The following is a 13,633-nucleotide window of genomic DNA, read 5'->3' on the forward strand; positions in this document are numbered from 1 at the left end:
GGTCGGGGCGCTTCCCTTTCCCCGGCGGCGGATTCCCCCCACGGGACCCGCGCCGGGGCGTCGGTGTGTGCCGGGACCCGTTCGGGTCGGGAGGGCCGCTCAAGCTTCCCGAGGGCACGCGTCCCGGCCGGCGGATGCCCGGACGTCCCCCCAAGGACCTCCGTGAAACGTCCCCCAAGACGTTTTCGGCATCGCCCCATTAGACCCGTGCCGACCCCGGATGGTTACGTCGGCATCACTGTGATCTGCGTCTCCAGTGAAGGATGTGTGGAGGGAACGCGGAGGAGACCCCCCGCATTCCGCCCCGGGGCCCCTACCGGAACGAGCGCAGGCGCAGGCTGTTCGTCACGACGAAGACCGACGAGAAGGCCATCGCGGCTCCCGCGATCATCGGGTTGAGCAGGCCGGCGGCGGCCAGCGGCAGCGCCGCCACGTTGTAGCCGAAGGCCCAGAACAGGTTCCCCTTGATGGTGGCCAGGGTCCGCCGGGAGAGCCGGATCGCGTCCGCGGCCACCCGCAGGTCACCCCGTACCAGGGTCAGATCGCCGGCCTCGATGGCCGCGTCGGTGCCGGTGCCCATGGCCAGGCCCAGGTCGGCCTGGGCGAGGGCGGCCGCGTCGTTGACCCCGTCGCCCACCATGGCGACCGTACGGCCCTCGGCCTGGAGCCGGCGGACCACGTCCACCTTGTCCTGCGGAAGCACCTCGGCGATCACCTCGGCGATGCCCACCTCACGGGCCACCGTCTCGGCCGCGGCCCTGTTGTCACCGGTCAGCAGGACCGGGGCGAGGCCCAGCGCCCGCAGCCGGCTCACGGCCTCGGCGCTGGTCGACTTGACCGCGTCGGCCACGGTCAGGACACCGCGGGCCGTGCCGTCCCAGGCGACCAGGACCGCGGTGGCGCCCGCGGCCTCGGCGGCGGCCTTCGCCCCGGCGAGAGCGGCGGGCAGGGCGACCGCCCGGTCCGCGAGCAGCCGCTCCCGTCCCACCAGGACCTCGCGCCCCTCGACCACGCCCCGCACGCCGAGCCCGGCCACGTTCTCGAAGGAGGTGGGCGCGGGCAGCTCCCCGGCCGCCCCGGCCGCCCCGGCGGCGATCGCCCGCGCGACCGGATGCTCCGAGGCGTGCTCCAGCGAGCCCGCGAGCCGCAGCAGCTCCCGCTCGTCCACGCCCTCGGCGGCGTGCACCCCGACGAGGGTCATCCGGCCGGTGGTGACCGTCCCGGTCTTGTCGAGCACGACCGTGTCCACGCGCCGGGTGGACTCCAGCACCTCGGGCCCCTTGATCAGGATGCCCAGCTGTGCGCCCCGGCCCGTGCCGACCATCAGGGCGGTCGGCGTGGCCAGGCCCAGGGCGCAGGGACAGGCGATGATCAGGACGGCCACGGCGGCGGTGAACGCGGCGGCGTGGTCGTCGGTGACCAGCAGCCAGGTGACCCAGGTGCCGAGCGCCAGCAGCAGGACGACGGGCGCGAACACGGCCGAGATCCGGTCGGCGAGGCGCTGGACCCCGGCCTTGCCGCTCTGGGCCTCCTCGACCATCCGGGCCATCCGGGCGAGCTGGGTGTCCGCGCCGACCCGGGTGGCCTCGACGACGAGCCGGCCGGAGGCGTTGACGGTGGCGCCGGTGACCGCGTCCCCGGCGGTGACGTCGACCGGGAGGGACTCGCCGGTCAGCATGGAGGCGTCCACGGCGGAGGAGCCCTCGACGACCGTGCCGTCGGTGGCGATCTTCTCCCCCGGGCGGACCACGAACCGGTCGCCGGCCGCGAGCGCGCCGACCGGGATCCGCACCTCCCGGCCGTCGCGCAGCACGGCCACGTCCTTGGCGCCGAGCTCCATCAGCGCCCTGAGGGCCGCGCCGGCCTTCCGCTTGGACCGGGCCTCCAGGTAGCGGCCGAGCAGGATGAAGGACACGACGCCGGCCGCGACCTCCAGGTAGAGGGCGGAGGAGCCGTCCGTGCGGGAGACGGTCAGGTCGAAGCCGTGCCGCATCCCGGGCGAACCGGCGTGGCCGAAGAACAGGGCCCACAGGGACCAGGCGTAGGCGGCCAGCGTCCCGACCGAGACCAGGGTGTCCATGGTGGCCGCGCCGTGCCGGAGGTTGGTCCAGGCGGCCCGGTGGAAGGGCAGGCCGCCCCAGACGACGACGGGCGAGGCCAGGGTGAGCGCGAGCCACTGCCAGTTGTCGAACTGGAGGGCCGGGACCATCGAGAGCAGGACCACCGGCAGGGCCAGGACGGCGGACACCATCAGCCGCTGCCGGAGCGCGTCGAGCTCGGGGTCGCGCCCGTCCGTCCCCGCACCGGCCCCGGCGCCGGATTCCGGCTCGGGCCGGGGCGGGGCGGGCGGCGGGGGCTCCTCGGCGGTGTAGCCCGTCCTGACCACGGTCGCGATCAGGTCGGCCACCTGGACCGCGCCGCCGTAGGAGACCCGGGCCTTTTCGGTGGCGTAGTTCACCGTGGCGCTGACGCCGTCCATCCGGTTGAGCTTCTTCTCGATGCGGGCTGCGCAGGAGGCGCAGGTCATCCCGCCGATCGTCAGCTCGACCTCGGAGGCGAGGGCTTCCGCCGCCGGCCGGTCGTGCACGGTGCTGCTGCTCATGTTCCCGCTCCAGGGGGAGGGCCGGGCCGTACGGTCCAGTATGAGCCGGCCGGTGCGGCCCGGCGGTACCGCGGTGGTGCGGGGTGCCGGGGAGGCGGCGGGGCTCAGGCCTGGCCGGCGAGCTCGTACCCGGCCTCGTCCACGGCGGCGCGTACGTCGGCCTCGGCGAGCGGGGCGGCGGAGGTCACGGTCACCTCACCGGTGGCGGCGACGGCCTTGACCGAGGTCACGCCGGGGAGGGCGGTGAGCTCGGCGGTCACCGCGCCCTCGCAGTGCCCGCAGGTCATGCCGGTGACCTTGTACACGACGGTGTGCTGGGTGTCCGTTTCGGCGGTCATGTCGTTCTCCTCGTCGAAGGGGTGTCTCTCTCCCTCAGTTTATACCCCTAGGGGGTATTGAGCGAATATCCGCCCGCCGTTGAGCGGTGCCGTGGGGGGTGCCGGGCCGCGGGCGGCGCCGTGGGGCGGCCGGGACCGAAGGAACACAAGTAAATACGCACATGTCCCATTCTGTGACGCTCGTCCTCATCATGGCCGCTGCGGTGCTCTACGCCTGGTGGTGCTGATGCTCGTGGCGATGCTGGGGCCGGCCCAGGCGATGGGGCCGTTCTCGTCGACCGGGCTGCCGCTGGTGGTGGCGATCACCACCCTCGGCGTGCGGGACGGCGCACTCGGGGCGGCGCCGGGGGCCGCCCCGCTCCCGCGGCACCGGATCACTCCTCGCGGCGGCCCCGGTTGCCGGGGCGGCGCGACACCCAGGTCCGGATGGTGTCGGCGTACCAGTAGGGCTTGCCGCCCTCCACGTGGTCCGGGGCCGGCAGCAGCCCGTGCTTCCGGTACGAGCGCACGGTGTCGGGCTGGACCCGGATATGGGCGGCGATCTCCTTGTAGGACCACAGCTGTCGGTCGCTCATGCGCGCCACCTCCTGGTCCACGGCGCGGGGCCGGCCGGGAGGCCGTCGGGGGAGCCGGCGCGTGGACATGACGATCACTCGGGGTTGTGCCCGGAGAACGACGCTCGGTGAGCGCGGGGGAGCGGCTGTCGACCGGCTGTAACGGAAAACCCGCGTAGTACGGACATCCGTGACACAGCGGCGACTCCTGTGACGTATGCGGCACAGGAGTCAGCCGGTGACGAGGAGCGGCAGTGCGTGTACGGCGGGGCTCAGCGCGCGTACAGCTGCGGCCGCTCGGCCAGCCGCACCTCGGTCCGTACGCCGTCCCGCGCGGCCGCCAGCCCCGCCTCCGACACGGCGGCGGCCGCGTACCCGTCCCACGCGTCGGGTCCCGCCACCCGCCCCCGCGCCGCCGCGGCGACCCAGCGCCGCAGCTGGCGGTCGTAGGCGTCGGTGAAGCGGGTGGTGAAGTCCTGGGTGATCTCCCCGCCCCAGCGGCCGCCCGACTGGACGACCATCGCGTGCCCGTCGCCGATCCGGGCGCTGCCGGATTCCCCGACTGCCTCGCACTGCACCTGGTAGCCGAAACCGCAGTTGACGAAGATCTCCACGTCGACGACCGCCCCGCCCGAGGTCTCCAGCAGCACCAGCCGGGGGTCGCGCAGCCCCTCCGGCGCCGCCGAGGACGGCGCGGGGGAGAGCACGGTCACCGCGGTGACCTCCTGGCCCAGCAGCCAGCGGGCCGCGTCCACCTCGTGCACCACCGAGTCGCTGATCAGCATGTCGCTGGTGAAGAAGGACGGCGAGGCCGCGTTGCGGTGCCGGCAGTGCAGGAAGAGCGGCCGGCCGATCCCGCCCGCGTCCAGCAGCTCCTTGAGCCGCTCGTACTCCGCGTCGAAGCGCCGCATGAAGCCCACCTGCACCAGACGCCGGCCGAGCCGGCGCTCCGCCTCCAGCACGCGCAGGGCCCCCTCCGGGTCCGGGGTCAGCGGCTTCTCGCAGAGCACCGGCAACTCCCGCTCCAGGGCGTGCAGAATCGCTTCCTCGTGGGCCGGTCCGGGCGAGGCGACCAGTACGGCGTCCACCCCCGGCGCCGCCATCGCCGCCGCCGGGTCCGTGTACGCGCCCGCCCCCTCCAGGGTCGCCGCGACCTCCTTGACCCGGTCCCCGTCCGGATCGGCCACGGCCACCACACGTGCCCCGCCGACCGCGCCGCCGATCCGGCGGACGTGGTCGGTGCCCATCTTCCCGGTGCCGATGACGGCGATGCCGAGCGTGCTCATGTCTCTCCTCAGGATGGCCGGGCCGGTCAGCGCGCGCCGCACGAGCGCAGGTAGGCGCGGGTGCGCCGGGCGATCGGCAGCGGACGTTCCGGCGGACACGGGTACATGTCCTGCTCCACGATCGCGAACAGGTCCACCCCGAGCCGCTGCGCCGCCGCCAGTACGGGCTCCAGCGCGGGCACCCCGGACGGCGGCTCGCACATCACCCCGCGCGCCACGGCCGGGCCGAACGGCGTCCCCTGCGCCCGCACTTCGGCGAGGACCCGCGGGTCCACCTGCTTCAGGTGGAGGTAGCCGATCCGCTCGCCGAACGCCTCGATCGCCTCGACGCTGTCCCCGCCGCAGTACGCGTAGTGCCCCGTGTCCAGGCACAGGGAGACCAGCGCCGGATCGGTGGCGTCCAGGAACCGGGCCACGTTCCGCGGGGTGTCGAGGTGCGTGTCCGCGTGTGGGTGGACCACGATCCGCAGCCCGTACCGCTCCCGTACCTCCCGGCCCAGGCGCTCGGTCCCGGAGGCCAGTTCACGCCATTGGGCCGCGCTGAGGACCGGGTCCTCCAGCACGGCGCCCGTCTTGTCGTCGCGCCAGAAGGAGGGGATGACGACGAGGTGCTCCGCGCCCGTGTCCCGGGCCAGCGCGGCGATCCGCGACACGTGCGCCCAGGTCTCCTCCCAGACGGCGGGGCCGTGATGGAGTCCGGTGAAGACCGTGCCGGCGGACACCCGCAGGCCACGCTTGGCCGTCTCGTCGGAGAGCCGGGAGGGATCGGTGGGCAGGTAGCCGTAGGGGCCGAGCTCGATCCACTCGTACCCGGCGTCGGCGACCTCGTCGAGGAACCGCTCCCAGGGGGTCTGGAGGGGATCCTCCGGGAACCAGACACCCCAGGAGTCCGGAGCCGAACCGATACGGATACGGGTCAACGCGGGTGGGGAGGAGGTCATGACGGCCACCTTAGGGTGCGGGGTCCGAGGGACTGCGAGGGACTTCGAGGGACTTCGAGGGACGAGGGAGGACGAATGGGAGGAGAGCCCGCTGTGACCACGGCGGACGGACCGGTGGAGGGGCCGACCGGGGAAGCGGCCTACGACCTGATCACGATGGGGCGGATCGGGGTGGATCTCTACCCGCTCAAGACCGGTGTACCGCTCGCCGAGGCCGACACCTTCGGCAAGTTCCTCGGCGGCTCGCCGGCGAACGTCGCCGTCGCGGCCGCCCGGCTCGGCCGGCGCACGGCCGTCATCACCCGGACCGGGGCCGACCCCTTCGGCGCCTACCTGCGGGCCGAGCTGCGGGCGTTCGGCGTCGACGACCGGTGGGCGGGCGAGGTGGCGGCGTACCCGACGCCCGTCACCTTCTGCGAGGTCTTCCCGCCGGACCACTTCCCGCTCTACTTCTACCGGCTCCCGAAGGCGCCCGACCTGGAGATCCTCCCGGACGAGATCGACCGGGAGGCGGTGCGGGCGGCCCGGGTCTTCTGGATGACGGGCACGGGGCTCAGCGCCGAGCCGAGCCGCGGCGCGACCCTGGCCGCGCTGGAGGCCCGCTCGAAGTCCGGGACCACCGTCTTCGACCTCGACTGGAGGCCCATGCTGTGGGACGGCCCGCCGCAGCCCTGGTACGAGCGGGCCCTCGGGATGGCGACGGTGGCCGTCGGCAACGCCGAGGAGTGCCGGGTCGCGACCGGGCACGAGGAGCCGTACGCGGCCGCGGAGGCCCTGCTCGCCGCCGGCGTGGAGCTGGCCGTGGTCAAACGCGGACCGCGGGGCGTGCTCGCGGTGCACCGGGACGGGACGGCGGTGGAGGTGCCGCCGGTGGAGGTGGAGGTGGTGAACGGGCTCGGCGCCGGGGACGCCTTCGGGGGCGCGCTGTGCCACGGGCTGCTGGCCGGCTGGGACCTGGAGCGGGTGCTGCGGTACGCGAACGCCGCCGGGGCGATCGTGGCCTCGCGGCTGGCGTGTTCGTCGGCGATGCCGTTCCCCGGCGAGGTGGAGGAGGTGCTCGGCCGTGCCGGTGGTCTGTGAGCGGGAGATGGAGTTCACCCGGCTGCGGGTGCTGGAGCTGGCGCCGGGGGAGTCGTACGCGCACGCGTGCGGGGACGCCGAATGGATCGTGCTGCCGCTGTCCGGTGGCTGCGAAGTCCGCTGCGATGAGGGCGCGGCCGGCGAGGAGGGCGGGGCGGGTGCGGGAGTGGCCCGGCCCGTCCGGGTCTTCCGGCTGCGCGGCCGGCCCGGGGTGTTCGCCGGAGTCACCGACTTCGCGTACCTCCCCCGGGACGGGCACGCGGAGGTCGCCTCGGCGCGGGGCGGGCGGTTCGCGCTCGTCGGCGCGCGCTGCGGGAACCGGCTGCCGGCCCGGTACGGCCCCGCCGCGGACGTGCCCGTCGAGCTGCGCGGCGCCGGCCGGTGCTCGCGCCAGGTCAACAACTTCGCCGCCGCGGGTGCCTTCGCCGCCGACCGGCTCATCGCCGTCGAGGTGCTCACCCCCGGCGGCAACTGGTCCTCGTACCCGCCCCACAAGCACGACGAGCACCACCCGGGCGAGGAGTCCCGGCTGGAGGAGATCTACTACTTCGAGATCGCCCCGCACGGCGACACCCCCGGCGTCGGCTACCAGCGCGTGACGCCCTCGCCCGCGGGGAAGACCGACGTCCTCGCCGAGGTGCGGACCGGCGACGCCGTCCTCATCCCGGACGGCTGGCACGGGCCCTCGATCGCCGCGCCGGGCCACGACATGTACTACCTGAACGTGATGGCCGGCCCGGGCGCGGAGCGGGAGTGGCTGATCCGGGACCACCCCGACCACGCCTGGATCCGCGAGGAGTGGGCGGGGCAGGACGTGGATCCCCGGCTGCCGTTCCCGTCGCGCGCGGAGCCGAGTCCCGGGTCCGGTCGTGGGTCTGGTCCCGGGTCCGGTCGTGGGTCCGGTTCCGCGTCCGACCCCGTGTCCCGTCCCGCATCCCGTCCCGAGGAGGCCCCGTGACCGCGCCGCCGCGCAGCGTCCGGCTCACCACCGCCCAGGCGCTCGTACGGTTCCTGAGCGTCCAGTACGCCGAGCGCGACGGCCGCCGGCACCGGCTGATCGCCGCCACCTGGGGGATCTTCGGGCACGGGAACGTCGCCGGAATCGGGCAGGCCCTGCTGGAGAGCGGCCCGGACGCCATGCCCTTCCTCCAGGGGCGCAACGAACAGGCCATGGTGCACGCCGCCGTCGGCTACGCCCGCCAGAGCGGCCGGCTCTCCGCGCACGCCGTCACCACCTCCATCGGGCCCGGCGCCACCAACCTCGTCACCGGCGCCGCCCTCGCCACGATCAACCGGATCCCGGTGCTCCTGCTGCCCGGGGACACCTTCGCGACCCGGCCCGCCGATCCGGTGCTCCAGCAGCTGGAGGTCCCCTGCGCGGGCGACGTCTCCGTCAACGACACCCTGCGGCCCGTCTCCCGGTACTTCGACCGGATCACCCGCCCCGAGGCCCTGGTCCCGGCCGCCCTCCAGGCGATGCGGGTGCTCACCGACCCCGTGCGGACCGGCGCCGTCACCCTCGCGCTCCCGCAGGACGTGCAGGCGCAGGCGTACGACTGGCCCGAGGAGTTCTTCGCCGAGCGGGTGTGGGCCGTACGCCGCCCCCGCCCCGACCGCCGCGAGCTGGCCGACGCCGCCGCACTCGTGCGGGGCTCCGCGCGCCCCCTGCTCATCGCCGGCGGCGGCATCCGGCACAGCGCCGCCTGGGACGCCCTCGCCGCCTTCGCGGAGGCCACCGGGATCCCCGTCGCCGCCACCCAGGCGGGCAAGGGCGTCCTCCCGTACGACCACCCCGCCGACGTGGGCGGCGTCGGCCACACCGGGACGGCCACCGCCGACGGACTGGCCCGCGGCGCCGACCTCGTCATCGCCGCCGGGACCCGGCTCACCGACTTCACCACCGCCTCCGCGACACTGTTCCAGAACCCGGCCGTCCGCTTCATCGGCCTCAACCTCGACCCCTACGACGCCCACAAACTCGCCGCCCACCCCCTGGTCGGCGACGCCCGCGAGACCCTCACCGAACTCCGGGAGGCGGTCTCCGGGTACCGGGTCGAGTCCCCGTACGAGGCGGCGTACACGGCGGCGAAGGCCGACTGGGAGCGCCGCGTCGACCGGGCCTGGGCCACCCCGCGGGAGGACGCCCGGCCCACCCAGGCGCAGGTCCTCGGACTGCTCGACGGGCTCGTCGACGACAGCGACATCCTGATCAACGCCGCCGGCTCCCTCCCGGGCGACCTGCACCGGCTGTGGCGGGCCCGCTCCGCCGACCAGTACCACGTCGAGTACGGCTACTCCTGCATGGGCTACGAGATCCCCGCCGCGATCGGCACCGCCCTGGCCGCCCCCGGCCGCCCGGTCTGGGCGCTGGTCGGCGACGGGACGTACCTGATGAACCCGACGGAGATCGTCACCGCCGTCCAGGAGGGGATCCCGGTCAAGGTGGTGATCCTCGACAACCACGGCTACGCCTCCATCGGCGGCCTGTCCGGGGCGGTCGGCGGCGAGGGCTTCGGCACGGCGTACCGCTTCCGGGGGGAGGACGGTTCGTACGACGGGCCGCCCCTGCCGGTGGACCTCGCGGCCAACGCGGCCTCCCTCGGAATGGCCGTGATCCGCACCCGCACCATCGGTGACCTGCGAAAAGCCCTCGCCGAGGCCCGCGAATCGGACCGGCCCACATGTGTCTACGCACAGACCCGAACACCCGACACTGTGTCGGGCCCGCCCCCGGCACAGGCGTGGTGGGATGTTCCTGTGGCCGAGACCGCGACCCGTGCGCCGGCCGCCCAGGCCCGTGAAGAGTACGACCGGCAAGCCGCGCAGCGACGTCGCCATCTGTGAAGGAGCAGCACCATGAAGACCGTCAACCACTGGATCGGTGGCAAGACCGTCGAGGGCGCGTCGGGCAACTACGGCCCGGTCACCGACCCGGCCACCGGCGAGGTCACCACGCGGGTCGCGCTGGCCTCCGCCGAGGAGGTCGACGCCGCGGTGAAGGTCGCCCAGGAGGCCTTCCTGTCGTGGGGCCGGTCCTCGCTGGCCGCCCGCACCAAGGTGCTCTTCGCCTACCGCGCCCTGCTGGACGCCAACCGCGACGCCATCGCCGAGCTGATCGTCGCCGAGCACGGCAAGGTGCACTCCGACGCGCTGGGCGAGGTCGCGCGCGGCCTGGAGATCGTCGAGCTGGCCTGCGGGATCACCACGCAGCTCAAGGGCGAGCTGTCCACCTCCGTGTCCAACCGGGTGGACGTCTCCGCCATCCGCCAGCCGCTCGGCGTCGTCGCGGGCATCACCCCGTTCAACTTCCCGGCCATGGTCCCGATGTGGATGTTCCCGCTGGCCATCGCCTGCGGCAACACCTTCGTCCTCAAGCCGAGCGAGAAGGACCCGTCGGCCTCCAACAAGCTGGCCGAGCTGATGACCGAGGCCGGCCTGCCCGCGGGCGTCCTCAACGTCGTCCACGGCGACAAGACCGCCGTCGACGCCCTCCTCGCCCACCCCGGCATCTCCGCCGTCTCCTTCGTCGGCTCCACCCCGATCGCCCGCCACATCCACACCACCGCCGCCGCCAACGGCAAGCGCGTCCAGGCGCTGGGCGGTGCCAAGAACCACATGCTGGTGCTCCCCGACGCCGACCTGGACGCCGCCGCCGACGCGGCCGTCTCCGCCGCCTACGGCTCGGCGGGCGAACGCTGCATGGCCATCTCCGCCGTCGTCGCGGTCGGCTCCATCGCCGACGAGCTCGTCGAGAAGATCCGCGAGCGCGCCGAGAAGATCAAGATCGGCCCCGGCAACGACCCGACCTCCGAGATGGGCCCGCTGATCACCGCCGCCCACCGCGACAAGGTCGCCTCCTACGTCAAGGGCGCCGCCGCCCAGGGCGCCGACGTGGTCCTGGACGGCACCGGTTACACGGTCGAGGGCAACGAGAACGGCCACTGGATCGGCCTCTCCCTCCTCGACAACGTCAAGACCGACTCCGACGCCTACCGCGACGAGATCTTCGGCCCGGTGCTGTGCGTCCTGCGCACCGAGACCTACGAGGAGGGCCTGGCCCTCATCAACGCCTCGCCGTTCGGCAACGGCACCGCGATCTTCACCCGCGACGGCGGCGCCGCCCGCCGCTTCCAGCTGGAGGTCGAGGCGGGCATGGTCGGCGTGAACGTGCCGATCCCGGTGCCGGTGGGCTACCACTCCTTCGGAGGCTGGAAGGACTCGCTCTTCGGCGACCACCACATCTACGGAAACGACGGCATCCACTTCTACACGCGCGGCAAGGTCGTCACCACCCGCTGGCCCGACCCGGCGGACGCCCCGGCCGGCGTCGACCTGGGCTTCCCCCGCAACCACTGACACCACCCCGCACGACGGAACCCCCGGCCGACCCTCACCGGCCGGGGGTTTCCCGCCGTTCTAACGCCGTGCGCCCGGAGCGCCACCCGTGGGAGCCGTCCCCCCGTCCCGCTGAAGGGCGTCCCCAAGGAGCGGCCAGACGTCCGTGGACGCCGTGGCGGACCAGACCACGTCGCCGTGGCCGTAGCCGGGGACCGTGACGAAGCGGACCCGGGCGTTGCCCGCCGCGCGGATCAGCTCCGCGCCGCGCGGCTCGTCGCCCCGGCCCAGCTCGGAGTTGACCCACACCACCTCGCAGCGGATCCGCTCCCACGCGATCCCGTACGCCTTCCCGTCGCCCGCCCACACCGCCGCCAGGTCCCGCATCAGGGCCGTCGGGACCAGCCCGCTGCCGAGCGCCGAGGTGGCCGCGTGCCAGGTGGCGAGCGGGGTGCGGGTCAGGGTGAAGCGGTCCTCGGCCGGGGTGGCGCCGAACGCGTACTCGCCCGCGGCGTGGCCCTGCCGGTAGATCCAGTTCGCCGGGCCGGGGAGGGCGGCGGTGCGGACCAGGGCGAAGTGGGCCAGGCCCGCGTGCGTGAAGCGCCGGGCCGGGTCCGGCGGCCAGGGCGCCCCCGAGTCGCCGGAGGGGTCGGCCACCGCCCGGGCGACCAGCCCAGCCAGGCCCGGGTCGGCCGCGTGGACACCCCGCGCGAGCTGCTCCTCGTACGCCTCCTTGGTCCGCGCCGCCCGCTCGGCCAGGGCTCCGGAGTACGGCCCGGTCGTGTCCAGGGCCAGGACCCGGCGCAGCCGCTCCGAGGGGTCGTGCGAGGCCGCGTCCAGGGCCAGGGCGGCCCCCGCCGAGTGGCCCGCGTACGCGTACGGGAGGCCCAGTACGGAGTCCAGCGCGGCGACCACGCCCGCCAGGTCCCGGCGGTGCGCGGCGAGCCCGAAGTCCGCGGTGACCTCCTCGGGGCGGGCGGCGTCCTCCCGGGGCGTCACCCCGACCACCAGCAGGCCCTGGCGGCGCAGGTGGTGGGCCAGGTTGTCGTCGCCCGGCGTGAAGAAGTCCGCCGCGAAGTTCAGGCCACCGCCGGGCAGCAGGTACACGATCCCGTGCGGGGCCCGCACCGCGTCCGCGACCACGTCCACCGTGACGGGCGCCGGGCCGCCGTCGTCGAGGGGGAGGGTGAGCCGTATCCAGCCGTCCCCGGGCAGGTAGGCGGCGGTCCCGGTGCCCAGTGCCCGCTCGATCCGGGTGAGCAGGCCCACGCCCCCGACCGGCCGGGCGGCGGGCGCGGCGGAACCGGACTCGTTGTGCTCTCGTGCCATCCGTCTTGCCTCCCCGTCGCAGGTGATGGCCGAATGCCGTCACCCCCGGGGACACCCTCGCCGGTCAGCGGGCCCGCGCCAAGTCCGGTTCGCTCTCCGCTTCTTCCGCGTCCGCGCGGCGGCGCCGGCGCAGCACCGGGAGGGCGACGGCCGCCCCCGCCAGCAGCAGGGCGGCGCCCGCCGCCGGCCAGGGGACGGCGAGGAAGTCCGTACCGGCCCCGGGGGCGAGGTCGGGGTAGCCGGACGCGCCCGCCCGGACCGTGACGGACACCCGGTCCAACTGGGGGGAATCCGGCCAGGGCTCGGTGAGCTCGATCCGCTGGCCGGGCAGCAGTACGACCTTCCGGTCCCGGGCCGGCCGGTCCAGCAGCCGGCGCCCGAACAGGCCCTCGGCGGACACCGCCACCGTCGGCCCGAGGACCACGTTGCCCCGGTTCACCAGCGTGTACGTGATGGTGGCGCGGGCGTCCTTGACCCACGGCAGCAGCGGGGCGCCCCGGGTGACGCGTACGTCCTCCACGCTCAGCCCCGGCGTCAGCGGCCCGGGCACCCGGAAGTACAGCCGGGCACCCACCTGCCGCTGGACCCCGACCTGCACCCCGCCCTCCTCCCGTACCCCCTCGACCTGCGTGTTCAGCGCGACGATCCCGCCCACGTGGTCACCCGGCACGGCGTCCTCGGGGACCTTGACGGTGAAGGGGACGTCCTTGCGGCCCCGGGGCGGGACGGTCACGGTGGCCGCGGCCTCGGGGGCCAGCGCCACCCAGGCGCCGACGTCCCGGGGCTTCGTCTGCACGGGCAGCAGCGCGAAGGCGCCGCCCGAGGGGGTGTTCACCGCGTCGGTGGCGAAGACCCGGAAGGTCAGCTCCCGGTCGGAGGAGTTCAGGACGGTCACGCTGTCGCGGACCGTGGTGCCGGCCGTGCCCTGGTGGAAGAAGTACGCGCGGTCGGTCACCGACGCGCCGGCGGGCGGTGTCGGGAAGACCCCCCAGGTGCCGTTGTCCGCGGCCGTCGCGGGGGCGGCGGGCAGCAGCAGCACCAGCACGCCGCACAGGCCCGGGAGGAGGGAGCGGAGAACGGTGCGCAGGCGCATGGGCGGGATCTCCAGTGTCGCGGCGGGGGAAGGCGGGGGAAGGCGGGGGAAGGCGGGAGGGTGGTGCGGCGCCGG

At 74.6% G+C, this 13,633-nt stretch carries 11 protein-coding genes; 4 read left to right on the forward strand and 7 right to left on the reverse strand.

All coding sequences use genetic code 11. From position 1 onward, the window contains the following. Positions 1-313: 313 nt before the first annotated feature. From ACZ51S_RS14845 to ACZ51S_RS14865, 5 genes are all read right to left on the reverse strand, one after another. Positions 314-2,602, reverse strand: a complete 2,289-nt coding sequence (locus tag ACZ51S_RS14845) for a heavy metal translocating P-type ATPase (protein WP_468960933.1) — start codon at positions 2,600-2,602, stop codon at positions 314-316. A gap of 104 nt (positions 2,603-2,706) precedes the next feature. After that, entirely contained in the window at positions 2,707-2,940 is a 234-nt protein-coding gene (locus ACZ51S_RS14850) for a heavy-metal-associated domain-containing protein (RefSeq protein WP_468474973.1), read from the reverse strand. Between the two features lie 374 nt (positions 2,941-3,314). Then, the gene (locus ACZ51S_RS14855) at positions 3,315-3,515 is read right to left on the reverse strand and encodes a helix-turn-helix transcriptional regulator (protein WP_042800909.1); all 201 of its coding nucleotides are present in this window, start codon (positions 3,513-3,515) and stop codon (positions 3,315-3,317) included. A gap of 251 nt (positions 3,516-3,766) precedes the next feature. Continuing rightward, a complete protein-coding gene (locus ACZ51S_RS14860) occupies positions 3,767-4,780 on the reverse strand; it encodes a Gfo/Idh/MocA family protein (protein ID WP_468960935.1) in 1,014 nt (337 codons plus the stop codon). 26 nt (positions 4,781-4,806) lie between these two features. Continuing rightward, complete coding sequence (locus ACZ51S_RS14865; RefSeq protein ID WP_468474971.1) at positions 4,807-5,721, reverse strand: sugar phosphate isomerase/epimerase family protein; 915 nt, start codon at positions 5,719-5,721, stop codon at positions 4,807-4,809. A 156-nt stretch (positions 5,722-5,877) separates the two neighbouring features. Between ACZ51S_RS14865 and iolC the strand changes: the two genes are divergently transcribed. The 4 genes from iolC to ACZ51S_RS14885 are packed head-to-tail and all read left to right on the forward strand — an operon-like array spanning position 5,878 to position 11,157. Further along, entirely contained in the window at positions 5,878-6,801 is a 924-nt protein-coding gene (gene iolC, locus ACZ51S_RS14870; protein WP_468475070.1) for a 5-dehydro-2-deoxygluconokinase, read from the forward strand. A gap of 7 nt (positions 6,802-6,808) precedes the next feature. Next, on the forward strand, positions 6,809-7,759 hold the full coding sequence (gene iolB / locus ACZ51S_RS14875; protein WP_468961144.1) for a 5-deoxy-glucuronate isomerase: 951 nt from the start codon (positions 6,809-6,811) through the stop codon (positions 7,757-7,759). Continuing rightward, positions 7,756-9,645 (forward strand): 3D-(3,5/4)-trihydroxycyclohexane-1,2-dione acylhydrolase (decyclizing), encoded by a 1,890-nt coding sequence (gene iolD, locus ACZ51S_RS14880; RefSeq protein ID WP_468884187.1) that lies wholly within the window; start codon positions 7,756-7,758, stop codon positions 9,643-9,645. The genes iolB and iolD overlap by 4 nt, the downstream gene beginning before the upstream one ends. A gap of 12 nt (positions 9,646-9,657) precedes the next feature. After that, positions 9,658-11,157, forward strand: coding sequence for a CoA-acylating methylmalonate-semialdehyde dehydrogenase (locus ACZ51S_RS14885; protein ID WP_468474969.1), 1,500 nt, complete (start codon positions 9,658-9,660; stop codon positions 11,155-11,157). 60 nt (positions 11,158-11,217) lie between these two features. Here ACZ51S_RS14885 and ACZ51S_RS14890 read toward each other — a convergent pair whose 3' ends face one another. Both ACZ51S_RS14890 and ACZ51S_RS14895 read right to left on the reverse strand, forming a co-directional pair. After that, the gene (locus ACZ51S_RS14890; RefSeq protein ID WP_468960937.1) at positions 11,218-12,465 is read right to left on the reverse strand and encodes a hypothetical protein; all 1,248 of its coding nucleotides are present in this window, start codon (positions 12,463-12,465) and stop codon (positions 11,218-11,220) included. A gap of 64 nt (positions 12,466-12,529) precedes the next feature. Further along, entirely contained in the window at positions 12,530-13,558 is a 1,029-nt protein-coding gene (locus tag ACZ51S_RS14895; protein WP_468960939.1) for a WxL protein peptidoglycan domain-containing protein, read from the reverse strand. Between the last annotated feature and the right edge of the window lie 75 nt (positions 13,559-13,633).

The sequence above is a fragment of the Streptomyces sp. NPDC034043 genome (genome assembly GCF_055575675.1).

Bases quoted from the DNA above. Each gene is read 5' to 3' on its own strand.
- ACZ51S_RS14850 (WP_468474973.1), bottom strand. From the start codon at position 2,940: ATGACCGCCGAAACGGACACCCAGCACACCGTCGTGTACAAGGTCACC.
- iolB (WP_468961144.1), top strand. From the start codon at position 6,809: ATGGAGTTCACCCGGCTGCGGGTGCTGGAGCTGGCGCCGGGGGAGTCG.
- ACZ51S_RS14890 (WP_468960937.1), bottom strand. From the start codon at position 12,465: ATGGCACGAGAGCACAACGAGTCCGGTTCCGCCGCGCCCGCCGCCCGG.
- ACZ51S_RS14860 (WP_468960935.1), bottom strand. From the start codon at position 4,780: ATGAGCACGCTCGGCATCGCCGTCATCGGCACCGGGAAGATGGGCACC.
- iolC (WP_468475070.1), top strand. From the start codon at position 5,878: ATGGGGCGGATCGGGGTGGATCTCTACCCGCTCAAGACCGGTGTACCG.
- ACZ51S_RS14895 (WP_468960939.1), bottom strand. From the start codon at position 13,558: ATGCGCCTGCGCACCGTTCTCCGCTCCCTCCTCCCGGGCCTGTGCGGC.
- ACZ51S_RS14865 (WP_468474971.1), bottom strand. From the start codon at position 5,721: ATGACCTCCTCCCCACCCGCGTTGACCCGTATCCGTATCGGTTCGGCT.
- ACZ51S_RS14885 (WP_468474969.1), top strand. From the start codon at position 9,658: ATGAAGACCGTCAACCACTGGATCGGTGGCAAGACCGTCGAGGGCGCG.
- ACZ51S_RS14845 (WP_468960933.1), bottom strand. From the start codon at position 2,602: ATGAGCAGCAGCACCGTGCACGACCGGCCGGCGGCGGAAGCCCTCGCC.
- ACZ51S_RS14855 (WP_042800909.1), bottom strand. From the start codon at position 3,515: ATGAGCGACCGACAGCTGTGGTCCTACAAGGAGATCGCCGCCCATATC.